The sequence below is a fragment of the Rhodococcus sp. X156 genome (genome assembly GCF_004006015.1).
Lineage (GTDB): Bacteria > Actinomycetota > Actinomycetes > Mycobacteriales > Mycobacteriaceae > X156.
The window spans coordinates 1,751,270-1,772,511 of the sequence record NZ_CP034766.1 but is presented as its reverse complement, the minus strand read 5'-3'; the positions used below and the strand labels follow the sequence as shown (position 1 = coordinate 1,772,511).

The window sequence follows — 21,242 nt, the reverse complement described above, 5'->3', positions numbered from 1 at the left end:
CGTCATGACCACCGACACCACCGACACCCCCAGCGAGGCCACCACGGTCGTGCGGGCCTGCCTGGTCGTGGACTGCCAGCCGACCTTCTGCGAGGACGGTGAGCTGCCCGTCGCCGGCGGCAACGACGTCTGCACCCGCGGCGCGGCGTTTCTCGCCGCCCACGACGGTGACTACGACCTGGTGATGACCAGCCAGGACTACCACGTCGACCCGGGCGACCACTTCTCGGCGACCCCGGACTTCGTCGACTCCTGGCCGCCGCACGGCGTGGCCGGCACTCCCAACGCCGAGCTGCACCCGGCGCTGGCGAACGCCCGCATCGACGTGCGCATCCTCAAGGGCCAGCACGAGGCCGCCTACTCGCTGTTCGACGGGGCGACCACCGACGGCACCGCAGCGGTGGACGTGTTGCGCGCCGCCGGCGTCACCGACGTGGACGTCTTCGGCATCGCCGAGAGCCACTGCGTGTTCGCGACGGTGCTGGCCGCGCTGCGCCACGGCTTCCGGGTGCGCGTGCTGTCGGACCTGACGGTGCCGGTGACCTTCGAGATGGGTCACGCCGCCCGCCACACGATGCTGGGCGCCGGCGCCACCTACCTGCCCAGCACCGCCGCGTTTCCGGTGCCGGCATGAGCACCCCGAAGCGGCCCGCCCGCCCGGTGGGGGAGACCGACACCGAGGAGGCCTTCCTCGCTCGCTACGACCCCTCCGCCTACGACCGCCCGTCGGTGACGGTGGACGTCGTCGTGCTGACCATCCGCAACGACGAGCTGTGTGCGCTGCTCATCACCCGCGGCGACCACCCGTTCAAGGGCCACCTCGCCCTGCCCGGTGGCTTCCTGGAGCCCGACGAGGACGCCGACACCGCCGCCGCCCGCGAGCTGGCCGAGGAGACCGGCACCTACGCCCACCTGGAGCAGCTGCGCACCTACACCGCGCCGGGGCGCGACCCGCGCACCCGGGTGCTGTCGCTGGCCTACCTGGCCCTGGTGCCCAACGCCGCCGACCCCGTCGCCGGCACCGACGCCACCACCGCCCGCTTCGTGCCGCTGCGGGCGCTGGCCGAGACCGGGGTGCACCTGGCCTTCGACCACGACCAGATCCTCACCGACGCCGTCGAGCGGGCGGCGGCCAAGCTGGAGTACACCACCATCGCGACGGCGTTCTGCGAGCCCACGTTCACCATCGCCCAGCTGCGCAAGGTCTACGAGACCGTGTGGGGCTACCCCCTGCACCCGGCGAACTTCCGCCGCAAGGTGCTGAGCATCGACGGCTTCCTCACCCCTGTCGACGCCCCGAAGCGCACCACCGCGGGCCGCCCCGCCGCCCTGTACTCCGCCGGGACCGCCACCGCGCTGATGCCCCCGCTGATGCGCACCCACAACCGTCCCCCCACCGAGCAGGAGCAGACCCGATGAGCACCCCGACGACCCTGCGGATCGCGCTGGCCCAGCTGCCGGTGCAGGTCGGTGCGCTGGCCGCCAACGCCGCCACCGCCAGCGCGGCGATGGCCGCCGCCGAGCGCGCCGGCGCCGACCTGTGCCTGACCCCGGAGATGCACCTGAGCGGCTACCCGCTGGAGGACCTGCTGACCATGCCGGACCTGCTCACCGCCACCGCCGCCACCGTCAACCAGCTCGCCACCACGTCCGGGTCGTGCCTGACGCTGCTGGGCGCGCCGATGCACACCGCCGACCTGCCCGCCGCCGGGGAGGCCGCCGCGACGCCCGGACGTCTGGACGCCCTGGCCCGCCCGATCCGCAACGTCGCCGTGGCCGTGCACGGTGGCGCGGTGCTGGCCGCCGTGGCCAAGCGCCGCCTGCCGACGTACGCGATCTTCGACGACGCCCGCCACGTCGCCCCCGGCCCGCAGCAGACCACCCTGATCACCGTCGCCGGCGTACAGGTGACCGTGCTGATCTGCGAGGACCTATGGGACGACGCCCTCGTCGACGCTGCCGCCGCCGACGGCGCCCAGGCGATCGTGGTGCTCAACGCCAGCCCGTTCCACGTGGGCAAGGCCGCGCTGCGCGAGCAGCTGGTCTGCGACGCCGCGGCCCGCACCGGCTGCGCGGTCGCCTACGTCAACACCGTCGGCGCCCAGGACGAGATCGTCTTCGACGGTGCCAGCCTGGTCGCCGGCCCGGACGGCGCCCTGCTCGCCCGCGCTGCCGCGTTCACCCCGGACCTGCTCATCCTCGACGTGCCCGTGGGAGAACCCCGCCCGCTGCACGTCACTCCCGCCGCGGCGGTGCCGGCCCAGCCCGGGGCCCGTCCACCGCTGCCGGCGCCGGGCTGCGCCCCGGGGCTGACGGGGGAGGAGGCGGTGTACTCCGCCGCTGTCCTCGGGCTGCGCGAGTACTTCGCCAAGACCCGCTTCACCCGCGCGGTGCTGGGCCTGTCCGGCGGCATCGACTCCGCCCTGGTCGCGACCATCGCCTGTGACGCCCTCGGCCCGGACAACGTGTGGGGCGTGGGCCTGCCCGGCCCGTACTCCTCACGAGGCAGCGTCGACGACGCCCAGGCGCTGGCGGACAACCTCGGGATGCGCTTCGACGTCGTGCCGATCGGCGGCGCGGTCGGCGAGCGCCTGGACACCCTGGACGCGCTGCTGCAGGCCCCTGACGGGCAGCGCCCGGCAGGCTTCGCCGTCGCGCAGGAGAACCTGCAGGCCCGGATGCGGGCGGTCACGCTGATGGCGCTGGCCAACACCCACGACCTGCTGCTGCTGACCACCGGCAACAAGTCCGAGTCGGCGGTGGGCTACATGACCGTCGGTGGGGACGCCCTGGGCACGGCCCCGAACCCCGTCGGGGACGCCTGGAAGTCCACCGTCACCTACTCCGACGGCACGGTGATGCCCGGGGTGTACGCCCTGGCCCGCTGGCGCAACGCCCACGCGACCAGCCTGGGCCAGACCCCGCCGATCCCGGCCTCCACCCTGACCAAGCCACCGTCGGCGGAGCTCGCCGAGGGGCAGCTGGACTCCGACAGCCTGCCGCCGTACGAGGTGCTGGACCCGGTGCTCGCCGCCTTCCTGGAGGAGCACGCCACCCCCGATGAGTGCGTGCAGCTGCTGGTCGAGGGCGGCATGGACGCCGGTGCGGCCGACGCGCTGGTGCGGCGGGTGCTGCGGCTGATCGAGACCAGCGAGTGGAAGCGTCGCCAGGCCGGCCCGCGCATCAAGCTGACCCGGTTGGCGTTCGGCCGCGACCGGCGGATGCCGATCGCCTCGGCCTGGCGCGCGACGCCCAGCCACGATCGGGCACCGGAGAGGTCGCGGACCACCCCGACCACCGAGGATGACGCCGTCGCCCTGGCGCCCGCCTGAGCTGGGCCGCGTAGGTGCCCTTGGCCATCATCTCGGCCACGGTGCGCCGCTGGCGTCACTCGGCGCAGCCGCGCCAGGTCCTGCAGGTTCACCCAGCCTCACCCGCCTGGGCAGGACCCAGCGCAGCGACGTCTTCTGCGTGCGCCAGCGCGTGGTCGAACCCTGCGTCCGGGTCGCGCAGCAGGTGCTGGGTGGCGATCGCGTGCACGCGCACTGCTGGACGGGAGCTGGTGGTCGCACCCTCGAGCACCGGCGAGGCGACGTCCCCGAGGGCCACCAGGGCGCGGCTCAGGCTCCGCCGCACCTCGCGGCTCCCACGCCCGAGCTGGCTGCCCAGCACCCGTGCCAGCTCCGGCGTCTCGTCCTCGGGCGCCAGCACGACGGCGGCTCGCCACGCGGTGCGGGCCACCTCGTCGTCGGCGTCGGTCAGCAGTGCTCGGGTGACGGCGGGCCAGGCGCTGCGGTCACCGATCTTGGACAGCGTGTGCAGGGCCTGGCTGCGGGCCTGGTCGGTGTCCGAGCCCAGCTCCGCGACCAGCCGGGGAACCGTGGTCGCGGGCTCGTGGCGGGTCAGCGCCCAGGTGAGCATGTCGCGGACGAAGAAGTCCGGCTCGGTCGCGCACCGGGCGACGAGCGGGTCCACCAGCCGCGGGTCGGGCCGGGTACCGGCCGCCAGCGCCGCGCGCAGCCTGGTCGAGGAGCTGACGTCCTGCAGTGCCCGGAGCAACGGGGCGTGCTCGGCGCTCGCGTGCTCCGTGCCCATGCCGTCACCTCCGTTGCTGCGCGTTCACCACAGGGTAGGGAGGGCAGGGCGCTGAGCGCACCGGGTTTTCGGGGTCAGCTGCTGCCGCCCTCGGCCATCAGTGCCTTCTTCTGCACCTTGCCCATCTCGTTGCGGGGGAGTGCGCTCACCACCCGCACCGCCCTGGGGCGCTTGTGCACGGACAGCGTGGTGGCGACGAAGTCGATGAGGGTCTTCTCGTCGCACCCCTCACCCACCACGTAGGCGACGATGCGCTGGCCGAGGTCAGGGTCGGGCACGCCGACCACGGCAACCTCGCGCACGGTGGGGTGGACGAGCAGGGCGTGCTCCACCTCACCGGCGCCGATGCGGTAGCCGCCAGACTTGATCAGGTCGACCGACTCACGCCCGACGATGCGGTGGAACCCGCCCGGGTCGATCACCGCGATGTCTCCGGTGGCGAACCAGCCGTCGTCGCCCATCACCTCGGTGGTGCGCTCGGGGGCGTTGAGGTAGCCGTCGAACAGGGTGGGGCCGTGCACCTCGAGCTGGCCCATGGAGGTTCCGTCGTGCGGGGCGAGCGCACCGGACTCCGCGCGCAGGCGCGTTCGCACACCGTCGAGCCGGGTGCCCACCCAGCCGGGCCGGCGCTCTCCGTCGAACCTGGTGCTCACGGTGATCAGGGTCTCGGTCATCCCGTACCGCTCGATCGGGGCCTTTCCCGTTGCGGCGGCGAGGGTCTGGAACACCGACACCGGCAGGGGTGCGCTGCCGGAGACGAGGAGCCGCGCGTGGGCGAGGCCCTGGAGCGCCGTGGCGTCGTCGCACATGCGCGACCACACGGTCGGCACCCCGAAGTACAGCGTTCCCGGCGCGGCGGCGTAGCCCTGGGCGGTGGGCCGGACGGTGTGCACCAGGGGAGAGCCGACCCGCAGCGCACCGAGCACGCCGAGGACCAGTCCGTGCACGTGGAACAGCGGCAGGCCGTGGACAAGGGTGTCCTCGGCGGTCCACTGCCACGCCGACGCCAGACCGTCCAGGCAGGCGGCGACGGATCGTCCGGAGTGGACCACGCCCTTGGGGGCGCCCGTGGTGCCCGAGGTGTAGACGATCAGGGCGGGCGCGTCCTCGTCGACAGCAGGCAGCGACGCCGCGGACCTGGCCCGGGCGTCCACCGGCACCACCGGGACCTGCACGTCGTCCCGCGGCGCGCCCAGCCACAGCTGCGCACCGGAGTCGGCCAGGAGGTGCTGCCGCTCGCGCTCACCGGAGTCCGGCGGGACCGGGACCGCGGGAACACCGGCGAGCAGGCACCCGGTCACCGCCACCACCGTCTCGAGCTCGGCACGGGCGTCGATGGCCACGCTGCTGGCCCCGGCGACCTCGGTGGCCACCGCCGTCGCCGCGGCGAGCAGCTGCTCGCGGGACACGGACCTGTCGCCGACGGTGACCGCGGCCGCCGAGTCGTCGAGCTCCCCGGACAACGAGCTGAGCAGGGGCACGGCGGACCTTCCCGGGCTGGTGGGGGCGGTAATCCGGCGGACCACCACTGGAGGCAGATCCTAGACACTGCGCCGCCGGTGTCGTTCCGCAGAAATGCACCGGCACAGGGCGCGCGCTGACCCAAACCCTCACCAATCGGTGAGAGGCTGGCGGAAACCGCCGCAGCACAAGCACGGTAGGAACAGCACCACACCCCGGTCCGCACTCCTGCGCCGGGGCAGCACCCCAAAGGAGCGTGCACCACATGGGAGTTTCTCTCACCAAGGGCGGCAACATCTCGCTGACCAAGCAGGCTGGCGCAGCGGGGCTCACCGCCGTCACGGTCGGCCTGGGCTGGGACGCCCGCACCACCACCGGCGAGGACTTCGACCTCGACGCGTGCGCCATCGTCTGTGGAGCCGACGGCAAGGTGGTCACCCCGAAGCACTTCGTCTACTACAACAACCTGGCCTCGCCGGAGAACGCTGTCGTGCACAGCGGCGACAACCTCACGGGCGCGGGCGCCGGTGACGACGAGCAGATCACCGTGGACCTGGGCACCATTCCGGCCGAGGCCGAGAAGGTCGTCTTCCCCGTCTCCGTCTACGACGGCGAGGCCCGCAAGCAGTCCTTCGGCCAGGTCCGCAACGCGTTCATCCGCGTGGTCAACAAGGCCGACCAGACCGAGCTGGCCCGCTACGACCTGTCCGAGGACGCCTCCGTGGAGACCGCGATGGTCTTCGGCGAGCTCTACCGCAACGGGGCGGAGTGGAAGTTCCGCGCCGTGGGTCAGGGTTACGCGGCCGGCCTGGCGGGCATCACGCAGGACTACGGCGTGACCGGGTAACAGTCGCCTCCGTGCTACGACGGCACCTCACCCCAGTTTGGGGTGGGGTGCTGTTGTGCATCAGCACGGGACGTGGCTGCTCATCAAGACGCTTGTTCTAGCTTGTGCAGGAACGTGGCGGCACCGTCACCGGAGAAATCTTCCTTGTCGGCGGGGCGGCCCGAGATGGCCATGAGAAGTGCCAAGGAGGTTCCTGTGACATCTGATCCAGAACCGTGCTCGAACCGTGCGTCGGAAGCGTGCAGCCGGAATCCAGCTGCGCGTTCCTTGCCACCGCCCATGGAGACGGAGGTCCTGAGCTGATAAGACAAGGCCGCGTTGACCGACTCAACCGGGTAGGAGTGCACCAGACCCAGGGGACGCCGAATGTCCTCACCATGCACGATGATCTCGACGAGTCGTGTTGCCAGGGCAGCGGGCGGCGTCGTGGTTGCTTCGCGCACGCGGCGGAGCTCAGCCAAGGTCGCGCCTGGAGTCGCGCCACGTTCCCTGACGACCCCGTGTGCCGTGGCCTTGTCAAAATCGAGCCTCGCGGTCACCATTCGACGGAGAAAGCCGAGGCGAGTCGTCTTCGCGGAATCCACGAGATGAGCCACGACGTCGTGAACGTCCCAGCCGGGGCAGAGCGAGGGCTGGGCCCATTGCTCTGAGGTGAGCGATTCAAGTTCTCCAACAAGGATGTGGCGTTCGTGGTGAACGGCTGGCCACACTGCGGCCGAAGGCTGGGAACGCATGGGGCAATACAACCATGCGATCCGACCGGCCAGCCAAAACCGCTACGTGGCGGAGATGACCACTGGTTGCCTCTCGACAATGGCGTGAGGTCCGCGTTCGGACGCGGTTCCTCACCGCCGGCGGCCAGATCTCCCCTGAGTGGCTAGGAGTCGTCCAGGCGACGCCTGCCTGCCCGTGCGGCGAAGTCGTCCAGGGCACCCAGGATCTCCGGTGACTGCCACAGCCGGTTGCGCTTGCCGCCCGTGATCTCCACCAGGACTCCGCTGGAGACGAGCACACCGATGGCGGCGAGCGCGCTGGTCGGCGGGATCGCGAGCTCGCGGGCCACGGTCTCTGAGTTCACGACCGGCTGGCGCAGCACCAGGTCGGCCAGGCGCCAGGCGGCGGCGTCGCGGCGGGCGACCACCGTGTCGTCCCACCCGGTGCGGATGCGGGTGATCTCGGCGGCGAGCTGGCGACCGTTGGCGATCGCGTGCAGGGACGCCGAGGCCATCAGCTCCACGATCGGCACCACCTCTCCGGCACGGTAGGCGGTCAGAGCGCTGAAGTACCGGCCGGTGTCGGTGAGCAGACCTGCCGACACGGGAATGGTGACCCTGCGGGTCAGCTCCTTGTTGCGCAGCATGGCGTGCACCAGCGCACGGCCGGTGCGCCCGTTGCCGTCCGGGAAGGGGTGGATGGTCTCGAGCTGGGCGTGGGCGACTGCGGCCTGGGCCATCACGGGAACGTCGTCGCGGCGGGCGTAGTTGAGAAGGTCGGCGATCGCCGCGGGCACGTGGGTGTGGTGCGGGGGAACGAAGTCGGCCCCGTGCGGTCCGTAGCCGTCGCCACCGATCCACACCTGCTCCTCCCGCCAGCGTCCGGCCACCTCCGGGTGCAGATGACCCATCAGTGCCTCGTGCATGGCGAGCACGGTGTGCTCGTCGAGCCGGTCGGCCAGCGCGACGGCAGCCTGCATGGCCCGCACGTTGGCGACGATCTCGGCGGCGTTGCGCTTGGCCACCCCGCCCAGCTCCGCCAGCGCGATCGCCTTCGCACCCGAGGTCAGGTTCTCGATCATGGAGGACGCAGCTGATTCCGACCGGAGCAAGATGGCGGCGAACGGGGCCAGCTCCGCTCCGACCTCGGCGTCGAAGCGGGCTATCTCGGCGGAAGCCTCCTCGGTCAGTGCCAGCGTCGATGCGGGCAGCGCCAGCTCCACCGCCGCGATCGCCGGCACGAGGGCGGCCGAGTAGGGAGCAGAGTGGCGCTCCCGCACCCGTCGCGAGACGAGGCTCGGGTCGATCGAGGAGCGCCACGGCAGCTCTTCGTAGGCCACTGCCGGCCATGCGCCCACACCACTGCCGCTCTCGGCTGCATGGTCAGTGGCTGACATAGGACCATCTTACTGAGACATCGTTCGGTAAGTCTCAACAAGCGCTGCGGTACGCAGGTTTCCCGTCCCAAACGCGGAGTTTCCTCAGCCCGACAGGGCTACTTCGCGGGTGGCGGGCACTTGCCGGCGTACCGGGTCAACCCGATTCCCTTGTTCGCTCTCTTGCTCCGCCCGACAGGTCCGCCCTTCGGCTCCCGCACCCAACCCCCCGCAGTGTCCAGCCCTGGCATGCACTCCTCGCCCGGCTCGCTGTAGCGGGTCTCCCCGTCCACCGTGAGGATTCCGTCCTGCACGTCGACGTGAGCGACGGTGGCCCAGTAGGAGTCCTCGTCGTTGCCGATGAACACCAGGACCTCGTCCGCATCCGGGCCGGGCAACCCGTCCACCCCCATGCGTCCGTAGCGGATGGCCACCCGGGGCTTGCCGAAGGTGTTGATGGCTCCGCCGCCGTTGTCGACGCTCTGGTACACGTTCACCAGCAGGTCGCCGTTCTCCTGGGGGCGCACCCGCACCTGCTCGGTGGCCGGCTTCGACCTCGCTCCGGGCCCCTTGCTGTCTCCGTCGTGGTGCATGAACGGCCAGGCGTCGAGGCTGCCCCGATGCCCCTTCTCGCCGCTGATGACCACGTAATTGTTGGTCTCCTCGTTGCGGCAGAAGAAGTAGACGTCGAGGTCACCCTTGCCGAAGCGCTTGACCTGTCCGTTGCGGTCGTAGGTGGCCCCGCGCCCGTCCCACTCCAGCCCGACCGTCAACACCCAGCTCGGGTCGCCCTGACTCTTGCGGAGGTCGATCGTCGCCTTCTTCTCGGGCGAGTCCTTGGTCAGTGCGACCTTGACCTTGGAGAAGCTGATCGTCGATGTCGGCTCCGGCGGCGCGGCGGCCGGCGGCGCCGGGGGAGCGGGGACGGCTGGGGGAGTGCCGGGGTCGTCGACGTCGATGCCGTGCTCAGCAGCGAACGCGGCCAGTCCACCGCTGTAGCCCTGGCCCACTGCGTCGAGGCGCCAACCCTGTCCGCGTCGATAGAACGCCACTGCCTGCAGCACCGTCTCGGTGGTCAGTCCGGAAGGGCGAAACTGCATGGTCTCGGCGTCGCTCACGACGTGCACCGTCGGGGCCGCAACGGCGCCGAACGTCGTGCCGATCGCTTCTGTGCTGGCCGTCACCAGCACTCTGTCCACCTCTGCCGGGACCCTGGCGAGGTCCACCTCGACGACCGCGTCGGAAACCAGGGTTACGCCAGCCCCAGCCGGGTTGTTGAAGAACACGAAGTCCGCGTCGCTCCGGACTTTTCCCGATGGTCCGAGCAACGTGGCCGCGACATCAACGTTGTGCCCGGATTGCTGCGTGCTGTCGATGCGGACGGTGAATTGCGTCCCTCGCAGGTCGGTTTTCGAGCCCTTCGCGATCTCGGTCATGCCGCAGTCTCCTTGTCGTCCCTGGCAACGCGAGCTCTATCACCGTTCCAGCGACCATCATCTATGAGCACCGTTGCGGCGGAGAGTATCTGCGGTCGGGTGGCTGCTCGCGCGCGCCGCGCCCTGGGCCGATAGCGTCTACCCGCGATGGATTACTCGACTGACCTTCAGGTCGCCTTCGACGTCGCAGACCGAGCCGCCGATCTAGCGCTGCAGTTCTTCACGTCGGGCGTCACGGCCACCGCCAAGGCTGACGGATCGCCTGTGACCGAAGCCGACGTCGCCGTGGAGCGGCTCCTTCGTGAGTGCCTCTCAGCGGTGTGCCCGGGCGATGCGTTGCTGGGGGAGGAGCACGGTCAGGAAGGTGAATCCGAGCGCCTGTGGATCCTTGACCCCATTGACGGCACCGGGTTCTTCAGCCGAGGTGATCCGAACTGGCGGATCCATGTGGCCCTCGAGATCGGTGGAGTCACCGCGCTGGCAGTGGTGACCTCGCCCGCGCTCGGCACTCGTTGGTGGGCGGTGCGGGACGGTGGGGCTTTCGAAGCAGCCTGGCCTCGAGTCGGTGGCGAGGTCCGGCGTCTCTCCGTCAGCGCCACGTCGAGGGTGGCCGAGGCAGCGCTGGACGCCCTTGCCAGCCCAGGACGAGACCGGCTGCCTGCCGGATTTCGTCCGCCTTCGAGCCCCTTGCCGTTGGTTGAGCTCGTCCGAGGGGAGATCGATGGTTTCCTCGCTGAGCGCTACTTCACGTGGGACCACGCTCCGTGGATCTTGCTGGTCCAGGAAGCGGGCGGGCGGTTCACCGACCCCACCGGCGGACACGCGAGCGACAAGGGCGGTGGTTTCTACTCCAACGCCGCGCTGCACGACGACGTGCTCACGGTCTTGTCCTACCCGGTGTCAGCAGTGCCGGGTCGCGACGAGACCGACGCCGCGTTCCCGGACCGCGGCTAGGAGCTCATCGACGGGGCGTGGGCACGACCCGATCCTGCTCGAGCCGGTCGAACAGCTCGAGGAAGCTGGCGAGCGTCGAGCGGTAGCCGGTGAACCCGGCGGCCCGGCTGCGGGCCAGGTCGGTGAAGCACTCCATGTCGCGGCCGAGGTCGGCATCGGTGTGCCACCACGAGGCGACGCGGTGCAGGTCGTGCTCGCGCAGCTGCTCGCGTGCGGCGAGCTCGGCCCACACCGGTGCGGCGTCGGCCATCTGCTCCTCCAGGGGACGCGGGTGGCCCTCGTACCCCACGGGGTCAACGCCCAGGCGCTCGGCGAGGCGCGGCCACATCCAGCGCCACCGGAAGACGTCGCCGTTGGCGGTGTTGAAGGCGGTGTCGGCGGCGGCGGGGGTGACGGCCGCCCAGTGCATCTGCTCGGCCAGCAACCCCGCGTCGGTCATGTCGGTCACGCCGTTCCACTGGGTCTCCGACCCCGGGAACACGAAGGGCAGCCCCTGCTCGCGGCAGAGCGCGGCCTGCGCGGCGAGAGTCTGGCCCATGTTCATCGCGTTGCCCAGGGCGTAGCCGATGATCGTGTGAGCCCGGTGCACGCTCCAGGTGAAGCCATCGCGCGCGGCGGCGGCGAAGAGCTCGTCCTCCTGGGCGTAGTAGAAGTTCGGGTAGGGCAGCCGGTCCTCGTCCTCGTGGAAGGGCGTGTCGGGGAGGTTGCCCTTGCCGTAGGCCTCGAAGGGACCGAGGTAGTGCTTGAGCCCGGTCACCAGCGCGACGTGGCGCACCGACGCCGCGGGCCGGACAGCCTCCAGGACGTCGCGGACCATGGCGCTGTTGACGCGGATGTTGTCCTCCTCAGTGTCCTGGCGAGCCCAGGCGGTGAGGAAGACGTGCGTCGGCTGGTGCCCGGCCAGGGCATCTCGCAGACCGGCGGCGTCGGTCAGGTCAGCCTGGACGGACACCACGCCAGGAACGTCGCTCGCAGCCCGCCGCGACAGGCCCAGGACGTCCCAGCCCTCGCCGACCAGGAGACGGCACAGGGCCTGTCCGGCGATTCCAGTGGCGCCGACGACCAGGGCGGTGTGTGAAGCAAGGGAACTCATGCCTTCGAGGCTACGCACCGGACAGGGCGCAGTACCGGGTGGGGAGCGTGCTGACCGGTGTAAATGTCATAATGTAGGTTATCGGCGCTTAGTCCAGGGGGCTGAAACGCCGACGTCGGGCGCTCAGCGCACCGTCTCGTACCTGCTCAGCACCACGCCGCCGGGAAACGTCTGCGTCTCCACCAGGTTCAGGTTCACCCAGCTGTCCAGCGCCGTGAAGAACGGCGTGCCGCCGCCCACCATCACCGGCGCGGTGGCCAACACGTACTCGTCGATCAGCCCGGCCCGCATGGCCGCCGCAGCGAGCGTGGCGCCGCCGATGTCCATGGGGCCGCCGTCCTCGGCCTTGAGCCGGGCGATCTCGGCGACCGCGTCGCCAGTGACCAGACGGGTGTCCCCGTCGATCGTGCTGGTCGTCGAGGAAAACACCACCTTGGGCATCTCCCGCCAGCGGTGGGCGAACTCGACCTCCGCCGGGGTGACACCAGGCTGCTGGTCGGCGGTCGGCCAGTGTGAGCTCATCGTCTCCCACAGCTTGCGCCCGTACAGCGCCAGATCTGTCGTGCCCACCCGGTCGGACCACCACTGGAACAGCTCATCACTCGGCGCGCTCCAGCCGATGTCGCCTCCGGGTGCGGCGATGTACCCGTCCAGGCTCAGGTTCATGCCGAAGGTCAGTTTCCGCACGGCGCCAGCCTCCCCGCGAGTCGGTCCTCAGCACATTCTGGCACCGACGATCGCCGGACCGCGCCTCCAGTTTCGAGACCCCTGTCCCCGGACACCCCGCTGCGACCCCCCAATACGTCACTGTGACATATCGAGGGCTGGTGCCAGGGTGGACAAACCGCTCGACTCGCGCGATGCCGGCGGACGCCCGAGCCGCGCTCCACCCCCAGTCACCTCGCGCCGCCCTAGAGTGGGTGTAGCACCTTGCTACGCTGGCAGTGCGGACTGGACGAGAACCGAGGAGCTGGCCATGGCACCGTCGTCGACCACACCCACACGCTTCGACGCGGCACTCTTCGAGTCCGCGCAGGCCGCCGGCGCGCGGGCCCACCGCAGCGCCGCTCAGCAGCTGGCCCACTGGGCCCGCCTGGGTCGTGAGCTCGAGGCGTCCGCTGGGATCTCCCAGCGCGACATCGGCCGCGTGCTCGCCGGGCAGCTGTCCTACGACGAGGTCGGCGACCGGGAGCAGGCAGCGGTGCGCACCGGGTGGCGTGAAGGAGTCGAGGCCGACCTGGCAACCCTGGACCTGCGGGCCCGGTTCGCCGAGCAGGGGCGCACCCGGTGGTCGGAGGCCGACGAGCACGGCAACGCCGTGGTGCACGAAACGACGCACGGTGAGGCCAGCGGCCCGGACGCCGACTGAGGGTGGGCACACCAGTCCTGCACCTGCTGGCGGGCTCCAACGGGGCGGGCAAGTCCACCCTCGCCCAGGAGGTGCTCGTACCGCGGATGCACCTGCCGTTCGTCAACGCCGACCTGATCGCCGAGCGGCTGTGGCCCGACGACCGGGCCGAGCAGCAGCGCCGTGCCGGCGAGGTCTCCCGGTTGGCCGCGCAGGAACGGGACCGGCTGATGGCCCAGCAGACCTCCTTCATCACGGAGACCGTCTTCAGCCACCCGAGCAAGCTGGACCTGCTGCACCACGCCCAGGTCTGCGGTTACACGGTGTCGCTGCACGTCGTCATGATTCCCGAGGGCCTGGCGGTGGCCCGCGTGACCGATCGCGTCGCCCATGGCGGCCACGCGGTGCCGGAGAGCAAGATCCGGCAGCGCTACCAACGCCTGTGGGAGCTGCTCGCGCAGGCCCGTGGCCGGGTGGACCGGGCCGACTTCTACGACAACTCCCGTCTCGACGAACCGTTTCGTCGCGTCGCGGTCTACGAGTACGGCCAGCCGGTGGGCACGCCCGCCTGGCCGCTCTGGACCCCGGCCGCCTTGACCTGAGCGCTGGGTGACGCTGCGGCCACTGGCATTGATGACGCAGGTCACATACGGTTCGAGCAGCCGGTACCGCTCTCCCCTGCGGTGAGGCCCACCTCGAGAGGGCGTTCGCATGAGCTACGACACCATCATCGCCGGCGGACTGGTGTACGACGGCACCGGCGCAGCACCGCGGACCGCGTTCATCGGGATCCGCGACGGGGTCGTGGTGGCGCTCTCCACCGAGGCGCTCCAGCCCGGACCGGACACCCGGGTCGTGGACGCGACCGGCAAGTGGGTGCTGCCGGGTCTGATCGACATCCACACCCACTACGACGTGGAGGTTCTCCACGGCCCCGGCCTGCCCGAGTCGGTGCGCCACGGGGTCACCACGGTCTTCATCGGGTCCTGCTCCCTGTCCACCATCCACGTCGACGGCGAGGTCGCCGGCGACCTGTTCGGCCGGGTGGAGGCGATCCCCCGCGGCGACGTCATCCGCGCGGTCGACACGACCAAGACCTGGAGCACCGCCGGCGAGTACGTCGCCGCCCTCGAGCGTCTCCCGCTCGGCCCCAACCTCGCCGCGTTCCTCGGCCACTCCGACGCCCGCGCCGCAGTGATGGGGCTCGACCGGTCCACCCGGCCCGACGTGCGCCCGACCCGCACCGAGCAGGCTCGGCTGGAGGAGATGCTCGAGGAGGCGCTGGACGCGGGATTCGTGGGCATGTCGTCGCAGCAGCTGCTGTTCGACAAGCTGGACGGACAGACCTGCCGCTCGCGGACGCTGCCCTCCACGTACGCCAAGCCCCGGGAGCTGCGGCGCCTGCAGGCGATCCTCCGTCGCCGCAGCGCCATCCTGCAGTCCGGCCCCGACATCAAGAACCCCCGCAACGTCGTCTCCCAGCTGGTCACCTCGCTGGGCCTCGGCCGGCCCCGCCTCAAGACCAGCCTGTTGTCGGCGGCCGACATCAAGGCCAACCCGGCCGTCATCCACCTGATGGGGCCGCTGTCGCGCACGATCAACCGACTGGGCGGCGACTTTCGGTGGCAGCACCTGCCGGTGCCGTTCGAGGTCTACGCCGACGGCATCGACCTGGTGATCTTCGAGGAGTTCGGCTCCGGTGCGGCCGCCCTGCACCTGTCCGACGCGGTGCAGCGGGACGCGCTGCTGCGCGACGAGGACTACCGCCGCAAGTTCCGCAAGGACTACGACGAGAAGTGGGGCCTGCGGGTCTGGCACCGTGACTTCTTCGACGCCGAGATCGTGGAGTGCCCAGACGCCAGCGTGGTCGGCAAGTCCTTCGGCCAGGTCGGCATCGAGCGGGATGGACTGCACCCGGTCGATGCGTTCCTGGACCTCGTGCTCGAGCACGGCAAGGCCCTGCGGTGGCACACCACCATCAGCAACCACCGTCCCGAGCTGCTCAAGAAGATGGCCGTCACCGACGGCATCCAGATGGGCTTCTCCGACGCGGGTGCCCACCTGCGGAACATGGCCTTCTACAACATGGGCCTGCGGCTGCTGCGCCACGTGCACGACGCGCAGCGAGCCGGCGCGCCGTTCATGACCGTCGAGCGCGCCGTGCACCGCCTGACCGGTGAGCTCGCCGACTGGTACGGCATCGACGCGGGCCACCTCCGCCTCGGCGACCGGGCGGACCTGCTCGTCGTCGACCCCGAGCACCTGGGCGCCGAGCTCGACGAGTACCACGAGAACCCGGTCGAGCAGTACGGCGGGCTGTCGCGGATGGTCAACCGCAACGACGCAGCCGTTCCGCTCGTGCTGATCGCCGGGCGCGTGGTGGTCGAGGACGGCACCCCGACCGAGCTCCTCGGCGCCGAGCGCACCGGCTCCTTCCTGCGCGCCGGCGCGTCCCAGGCAACCACGCCGTCGGCCCAGCTCGCCGCCACCCGCTGACCGCCCTCCAGCAGCGCGGCACTGGTCTCCCCCGGCCGCAGCGCTGGCCGATAATGGCCGAATGCGGTCTCGCCGAAAGATCTTGGACGCCACGCTGGGGCTGATCGCCGGTGGCGGGTTCGAGGCGGTGAACATCGCCGCAGTGGCCAGCGCCGCGGGAGTGTCGCGGCAGACCGTCTACAGCATCTTCGGCACCCGGGAGGACCTGGTGTCGCAGGCGGTCGCCGGACTGGCCATGGACCTGCTCGGTGACATCCGCCAGCGCCTGGAGGCCACCGACAGCGCACTGGCCTACGTGGTCGAGCTGGTTGTCGTGGCCCGGTCGGCGGTGCGGGCCGACCCGGTGCTCGCCACGCTGTTTCACGCCGAGCGCGGCAGCCCGGTGTTCGACCCCGGCATGATGGATCGCGCCCAGCCGATCGCCCGACAGCTGCTCGAGCCACTCGCGGAGCGACACCCGGAGGTGGCGTCGAGCCTGGACGACCTGGTGGAGATCACGCTGCGCCTCGGGCTGTCGGTGGTGCTCTTCGACGACGACGCCGTCCACGACGACGATGCGCTGCGGCGCTTCCTGTCCCGGTGGCTGCGGCCGGCACTCCCGTCCAGCGGTAGCCAAGAATTCAATTCTTGACACTATTGTCGGCCAGTGTCTAGTTTTGAGTTCGCCTAGCGAACAGCTTGGTTGCCGGTGCGACTCGTCTCGGGACACCAGCGTGGCGCGGCGCCCCACCGGCCCACGTCACGTCTCTGTCGGGAGCCCCGCCCATGTCTGAGCTCAAGCGTCGTGCGTTTCTCACCGGTGCGGCCGCGGTCGCCGCCTCGCTGGCCGTCCCGCAGTCGGCGAGCGCCCAGTCCCCGGCAGGGCCCCGTGCGCGCCGCTCCCCCACGGCCCCCGTCACCCGCGAGGACCACCGCGCCGTGGTGATCGGGTCGGGCTTCGGTGGTGGCGTCGCTGCTCTGCGGCTGGCCGAGGCGGGCGTGCCGGTGGTGGTGCTCGAGCGCGGCATCCGCTGGCCCAGCGGTCCGAACGCCGAGACCTTCCCGCGCGTGTCGGCGCCGGACAAGCGCTTCCTCTGGCACCAGTCCGTCCCGCAGATCTTCGGCCGACCGATCATCGAGCCCTACGCCGGGCTGCTGGAGATCGTGCCCGGGGAGAACATGACCGCCCTGTGCGCCGCGGGCGTCGGCGGGGGCTCCCTGGTGTACCAGGGGATGACGCTGCAGCCGGACGAGGCCGTCTTCAACGCGCACTTCCCGAACGAGCTCGACTGGCAGACCATGAACCGGGTGCACTACCCGCGGGTGGCGCAGATGCTCAAGCTGGCCGTGGCGCCCGACGAGCTGATCGCCACCCCCAGCTACCGCGCGGCCCGGGTGTTCGCCGAGCACGCCCAGCGCGCGGGCCTTCCCGTGGAGAAGATCCCCATGCCCATCGACTGGAGCTACGCCCTGGCGGAGACCCGCGGCGAGATGAAGCCGTCCTACACCAACGGTGACGGGGCCTTCGGGGTGAACAACGGCGGCAAGCACTCCATCGACGTCACCTACCTCGCCGCCGCCGAGGCCACCGGACGGGTGGACGTGCGCACCCTGCACCAGGTGACCGACGTGGCCCGCGCGAAGGACGGCCGCTGGACGGTGCACGTGGAGCGCATCGACCGCGCCGGCACGGTGCTGGAGACCAAGATCCTCACCACCAAGACCCTGGTGATGGCCGCCGGCAGCCTCAACACCACCAAGCTGCTGGTGCGGGCCGCGGCCACCGGGCAGATCCCCGACCTGCCCGACGCCCTCGGCGGCAACTGGGGCACCAACGCCGACCGCATCTACGTCTGGACCGACCTCGCGACCGGGTTCGGGGTGCCCCAGGGCGGCCCGGTGGTCTACGGCAGCAAGAGCTGGGCCGACCCGGCCACCGCCTGCACCGTCATCCAGGCCTCCATGCCGCCCGTGGGCTTCGACGCGCGCAGCACCATGCTGGTCGGCTACGGCGTGAGCGAGAGCCGCGGCAGCTTCCGCTACGACTCCGCCACCGACAACGCCGTGCTGCACTGGCCCAAGGACGGCGACACCGCCATCCAGACCGGCCACATCGACCCGATCGTGCGCAGGATCGCCGGCCCCGCCAGCATCGTCACCGACACCAACGACTACTTCCCGTCCACCTGGCACCCGCTGGGCGGGGCGAGCATGGGCACGGTCTGCGACCTGGAGGGCCGGGTGCACGACCAGCCCGGGCTGTACGTGCTCGACGGTGCCCTGCTGCCCGGCAGCGCCGCGGCCTGCAACCCGTCGATGACCATCGCGGCCGTGGCCGAGCGGGCGATGGACCACCTGGTGCGCACCGACGTCGGCACCCTCATCTGACCGCGTCCACGAGACCAGAGAAAGCCTCAACCTCAACTCAACGGTTAACGCTGTTAACTCTCTACTTGAGGTTGAGGTTGGTGCTCATTCTCCCTGGTCAGGCCGGTGCCGGATGTCGTCAGGCTGCGCACCGCCGCGAGCGCAGCGAGGCGACCGGCGCGGGTGGCGCCCAGCGTGGAGGCCGACGGCCCGAACCCGACCAGCTGGACCCGTGGATCCCGGACCACCGTGGTGTCCGCCATCCGGATCCCGCCGCTGGGCTCGCGCAGGTGCAGCGGCGCCAGGTGATCCAGCGACGCCCGGAAGCCGGTGGCCCAGAGGATGACGTCGGCGACCACCTCGGCACCGTCGGCGAAGCGCACCCCGCGCGGGGTGATCTCGGTGAACATCGGCCGGGCCACCAGCACACCGGAGTCGATCCCCCGCCGGTACTCCTCGGTGAGCGGCAGACCGGTGGTGCCCACCACGCTCACCGGCGGCAGCCCGGCGCGCACCCGCTCCGCCACCCGGCGCTCCACCTCGCGACCCCACTCCGCGTCGAAGGGGCGGTCGACGAACTGGGGCGGTCGGCGGGTGACCCACGTGGTGCTCGCGGCGACGGGCGCGATCTCCAGCAGGTGCTGCACGGCCGAGGTGCCACCGCCCACCACCACCACGCGCTGCCCGCGGAAGTCCTCCGCCGAGGTGTAGTCGTGGGTGTGCAGCTGGCGGCCACCGAAGCGCTCCTGCCCGGGGTAGCGCGGCCAGTAGGGGCGGTCCCAGGTGCCGGTGGCGCTGATCAGCGCGCGGGTGGTCCAGGTGCCGGCGTCGGTGGCCACCACCAGCGGACCCTGCGGACCCTCCGGCGCCGTCACCGCGGCGACCCGAACGGGACGGCGGACCGGCAGGGCGTAGTGCTGCTCGTAGCGGCCGTAGTAGTCGGCGACCACCTGCGCGGCGGGCTGGTCCGGGTCGGGGTCGACCAGCGGCAGGCCGGGCAGGTCGTGCACCCGGTGCGCGCGGCCCAGGGTGAGGGAGTCCCACCGGTGCCGCCACGCGCCCCCCGGACCGTCGTTGGCGTCCAGCACCACGAACGAGCCACCCGCGGGCAGCCGGCGGCTCAGGTGGTGCGCCGCCGCCAGCCCGGCCTGCCCGGCGCCGACCACCACCACGTCGACGTCCGGGTGAGCCGTCCCGCTCCCGGTCATCGCGCAGCGACCGGCCTCACGCCGCGCCCACGCTGGAGACCACGTCGTAGACGTCCCCAGCCGGGCTGGCCATCACCCGGTCCGCCATCTCCTGCTTGACCACCACCAGCCGAGCCTCCTCCTCCGCGGTGCGGGCTGCCTTGCGGGAGAGGGCGATGTACTCGTCCCGGACGAATCCCTCCCGGACCACCAGCGTGACGCTCTCGCCGCGGTAGTCCAGCCGGAAGACGTAGATCTCCATCGTGCGACCGCGCTCCGGCCGCTTCAGGGCACCGTCCACGGTGTAGCGCCCCTCGGTCACCGCCCGGGTCACCAGCTCGAAGGTGTCGCGGACGCCCGGGCCGCCGTGGGAGGTGGTGACCGTGATGTCGCGCCGCTCGACGGGGCCGTTCTTGCCCAGCGCCTGCAGCCCGCGGGCCAGCACCTGGTAGGCGTGGGCAACTCCGCCGGGCGCCAGCGGCCCGTGGTAGCGCAGGGCGTCGTCGAAGTCGAAGGTGAGCAGGGTGCCCTGGTCCATCACCTCGAGCGGGTTGGTCATGATGCAGTCCTCACTGTCGTGCCGCCATTGTTGGCGGTCTGGCTGAACTCGGAGATCCAGGGCATGAATCCGTCGAGGAATCGCTCCGTCGCGGGCATGAAGTACGCCCCGTAGTGCGACATCGGGTCGAGGGTCGCGATCACCATCGTTCCCGGAGTGCTGACCTGGTCGACGTAGGCCAGCACGTCGCCGTTGGGCAGGGTGAGCAGCACCTCCGCGCCGGGCGGCGGCTGGACGGCCCCGTGGTAGTGCCAGGTGCAGTCCTCGACGCCCATCCGGCCGAAGAAGGAGTGGTGCGGGTTGGGGGTGCTCATGCCCAGGTCCGCCCCGGGCTCCAGCCACCACCAGTAGTTGGTGGGCCGGTGCTCCCACTGGACGCCGGGCAGGAACCCGGGCAGCGGCTCGCCGCCGCTGAACGACACCACGGTGCCGCCGGCCTCGAGCAGCTCCAGGATGCGAGGCGCCGCGGCGTCGAGCAGTCCCTGGTGGATGCGCTCGGGGATGATGACGCCGTCGTAGCCGGTCAGGTCGGTCTGCGCCAGCTCGGGCAGGTAGAGCATTCCGCCGGTGAGGTGCTGGGCGTACTTGGGCGTGGTCAGCGCGCGGTGGTGGTGCGAGCTGCCGCCGTACACCGCGGCCAGTCCCCGGCCGGTCGCCGTGGACGGGCTCACGGGCAGCGGGCCCCACTGGTCGAGGGGCGGGGTCGGCCGGAGGGGCTGGTTCTGCAGCTGGCTGGCTTCCGCGGCGGCCCAGTCGGCGAGCTGCCCGGGGATCTTGGCGGCGGTGTTGTCCGCCAGCCCGGTCGCGTACCCGAAAAGGTCACCGGTGGCGTGCACGAAGATCGTCCCCGCCGTGGAGACCCGGTCGACGTAGGTGACCGGCTGGCCACCGACCAGCCGCACCAGCACCTCGGCGCCGTCGGGCACCGGGTGGTGCCCGCGGGCGAAGAACCCGGCCACCCCGCGTCGCTCGCTCATGTGCTCCAGCGCCACGCCACGGAACACCGGGTGATCCGCGGCCTCGGTCACCTTGTAGTTCTTCCGTCGCGGCGGAATCACCGGCTCGAAGTGCCGCGCCCCTGGCAGCCAGTCCTGGTTGAGGTGGCCGCAGAAGATGACCACCTTCCCGGCGTCCAGGAACCGACGGACCACCCCGCGGCGGCGGGCGAGGTGCTCCTGGTCGACGTTCGACCCGATCACCAGCACCTGGTGCGGCCCCAGCGTCGCGTCGGACAGGTCGTAGCAGTCGATCGGCGAGACGTCGTGCCCCAGCGCTCCTGCGGCGAACGGGGACAGCTCCCCGGTCGGGTACATCGTCACCAGTGCAAACAT

20 protein-coding genes are annotated in these 21,242 nt (G+C 71.2%); 10 read left to right on the top strand and 10 right to left on the bottom strand.

What is annotated here, in order from left to right; genetic code table 11:
* The first annotated feature begins 4 nt into the window (after window positions 1–4).
* From ELX43_RS08340 to ELX43_RS08330, 3 genes are read left to right on the top strand one after another with little or no spacing between them, the layout of a single operon-like run.
* Window positions 5–634 carry an isochorismatase family protein gene (locus ELX43_RS08340; protein WP_127782969.1) on the top strand — a complete coding sequence of 210 codons (630 nt, stop codon included), beginning with the start codon at window positions 5–7 and terminating at the stop codon, window positions 632–634.
* On the top strand, window positions 631–1,419 hold the full coding sequence (locus ELX43_RS18205; protein WP_127782968.1) for an NUDIX domain-containing protein: 789 nt from the start codon (window positions 631–633) through the stop codon (window positions 1,417–1,419). The genes ELX43_RS08340 and ELX43_RS18205 overlap by 4 nt, the downstream gene beginning before the upstream one ends.
* Window positions 1,416–3,332 (top strand): NAD+ synthase, encoded by a 1,917-nt coding sequence (locus ELX43_RS08330; RefSeq protein WP_127782967.1) that lies wholly within the window; start codon window positions 1,416–1,418, stop codon window positions 3,330–3,332. The genes ELX43_RS18205 and ELX43_RS08330 overlap by 4 nt, the downstream gene beginning before the upstream one ends.
* An 88-nt stretch (window positions 3,333–3,420) precedes the next feature.
* Here ELX43_RS08330 and ELX43_RS08325 read toward each other — a convergent pair whose 3' ends face one another.
* Window positions 3,421–4,095, bottom strand: a complete 675-nt coding sequence (locus ELX43_RS08325; RefSeq protein ID WP_127782966.1) for a HEAT repeat domain-containing protein — start codon at window positions 4,093–4,095, stop codon at window positions 3,421–3,423.
* Between the two features lie 74 nt (window positions 4,096–4,169).
* The gene (locus ELX43_RS08320) at window positions 4,170–5,576 is read right to left on the bottom strand and encodes an acyl-CoA synthetase (protein WP_127782965.1); all 1,407 of its coding nucleotides are present in this window, start codon (window positions 5,574–5,576) and stop codon (window positions 4,170–4,172) included.
* Between the two features lie 245 nt (window positions 5,577–5,821).
* Here ELX43_RS08320 and ELX43_RS08315 point away from each other — a divergent pair, with 245 nt between their 5' ends.
* A complete protein-coding gene (locus ELX43_RS08315; RefSeq protein ID WP_127782964.1) occupies window positions 5,822–6,403 on the top strand; it encodes a TerD family protein in 582 nt (193 codons plus the stop codon).
* Between the two features lie 83 nt (window positions 6,404–6,486).
* Here the strand turns inward: ELX43_RS08315 and ELX43_RS08310 are convergent, their stop codons facing one another.
* The 3 genes from ELX43_RS08310 to ELX43_RS08300 form a co-directional block, all read right to left on the bottom strand.
* Window positions 6,487–7,137 carry a maleylpyruvate isomerase family mycothiol-dependent enzyme gene (locus ELX43_RS08310; RefSeq protein WP_127782963.1) on the bottom strand — a complete coding sequence of 217 codons (651 nt, stop codon included), beginning with the start codon at window positions 7,135–7,137 and terminating at the stop codon, window positions 6,487–6,489.
* A 143-nt stretch (window positions 7,138–7,280) separates the two neighbouring features.
* The gene (locus ELX43_RS08305) at window positions 7,281–8,513 is read right to left on the bottom strand and encodes a Fic family protein (protein ID WP_127782962.1); all 1,233 of its coding nucleotides are present in this window, start codon (window positions 8,511–8,513) and stop codon (window positions 7,281–7,283) included.
* 98 nt (window positions 8,514–8,611) lie between these two features.
* Window positions 8,612–9,928, bottom strand: coding sequence for a TerD family protein (locus tag ELX43_RS08300; protein WP_127782961.1), 1,317 nt, complete (start codon window positions 9,926–9,928; stop codon window positions 8,612–8,614).
* Between the two features lie 147 nt (window positions 9,929–10,075).
* On the opposite strand from ELX43_RS08300, the gene ELX43_RS08295 reads away from it, so the two are divergent.
* Window positions 10,076–10,882 carry an inositol monophosphatase gene (locus ELX43_RS08295; protein WP_127782960.1) on the top strand — a complete coding sequence of 269 codons (807 nt, stop codon included), beginning with the start codon at window positions 10,076–10,078 and terminating at the stop codon, window positions 10,880–10,882.
* A gap of 4 nt (window positions 10,883–10,886) precedes the next feature.
* On the opposite strand, the gene ELX43_RS08290 is transcribed toward ELX43_RS08295, so the two are convergent.
* Window positions 10,887–11,975 (bottom strand): SDR family oxidoreductase, encoded by a 1,089-nt coding sequence (locus tag ELX43_RS08290; RefSeq protein ID WP_127782959.1) that lies wholly within the window; start codon window positions 11,973–11,975, stop codon window positions 10,887–10,889.
* 123 nt (window positions 11,976–12,098) lie between these two features.
* Entirely contained in the window at window positions 12,099–12,662 is a 564-nt protein-coding gene (locus tag ELX43_RS08285) for a dihydrofolate reductase family protein (protein ID WP_127782958.1), read from the bottom strand.
* 289 nt (window positions 12,663–12,951) lie between these two features.
* Between ELX43_RS08285 and ELX43_RS08280 the strand changes: the two genes are divergently transcribed.
* The 5 genes from ELX43_RS08280 to ELX43_RS08260 all read left to right on the top strand — a co-directional run bounded on the left by ELX43_RS08280 (window position 12,952) and on the right by ELX43_RS08260 (window position 18,186).
* On the top strand, window positions 12,952–13,344 hold the full coding sequence (locus ELX43_RS08280; RefSeq protein ID WP_127782957.1) for a hypothetical protein: 393 nt from the start codon (window positions 12,952–12,954) through the stop codon (window positions 13,342–13,344).
* Window positions 13,345–13,346: 2 nt separating this feature from the next.
* Entirely contained in the window at window positions 13,347–13,925 is a 579-nt protein-coding gene (locus tag ELX43_RS08275; protein ID WP_127782956.1) for a zeta toxin family protein, read from the top strand.
* A 109-nt stretch (window positions 13,926–14,034) separates the two neighbouring features.
* Complete coding sequence (locus ELX43_RS08270; RefSeq protein ID WP_127782955.1) at window positions 14,035–15,819, top strand: amidohydrolase family protein; 1,785 nt, start codon at window positions 14,035–14,037, stop codon at window positions 15,817–15,819.
* A gap of 61 nt (window positions 15,820–15,880) precedes the next feature.
* Window positions 15,881–16,450, top strand: coding sequence for a TetR/AcrR family transcriptional regulator (locus ELX43_RS08265; RefSeq protein WP_127782954.1), 570 nt, complete (start codon window positions 15,881–15,883; stop codon window positions 16,448–16,450).
* A 134-nt stretch (window positions 16,451–16,584) separates the two neighbouring features.
* Window positions 16,585–18,186 (top strand): GMC family oxidoreductase, encoded by a 1,602-nt coding sequence (locus tag ELX43_RS08260; RefSeq protein WP_127782953.1) that lies wholly within the window; start codon window positions 16,585–16,587, stop codon window positions 18,184–18,186.
* A gap of 53 nt (window positions 18,187–18,239) precedes the next feature.
* Here the strand turns inward: ELX43_RS08260 and ELX43_RS08255 are convergent, their stop codons facing one another.
* From ELX43_RS08255 to ELX43_RS08245, 3 genes are read right to left on the bottom strand one after another with little or no spacing between them, the layout of a single operon-like run.
* The gene (locus ELX43_RS08255) at window positions 18,240–19,373 is read right to left on the bottom strand and encodes an FAD-dependent oxidoreductase (protein WP_127782952.1); all 1,134 of its coding nucleotides are present in this window, start codon (window positions 19,371–19,373) and stop codon (window positions 18,240–18,242) included.
* A gap of 16 nt (window positions 19,374–19,389) precedes the next feature.
* Complete coding sequence (locus ELX43_RS08250; protein ID WP_127782951.1) at window positions 19,390–19,911, bottom strand: hypothetical protein; 522 nt, start codon at window positions 19,909–19,911, stop codon at window positions 19,390–19,392.
* Window positions 19,908–21,242 carry a hypothetical protein gene (locus tag ELX43_RS08245; protein WP_127782950.1) on the bottom strand — a complete coding sequence of 445 codons (1,335 nt, stop codon included), beginning with the start codon at window positions 21,240–21,242 and terminating at the stop codon, window positions 19,908–19,910. Before ELX43_RS08245 ends, ELX43_RS08250 begins: the two co-directional genes overlap by 4 nt.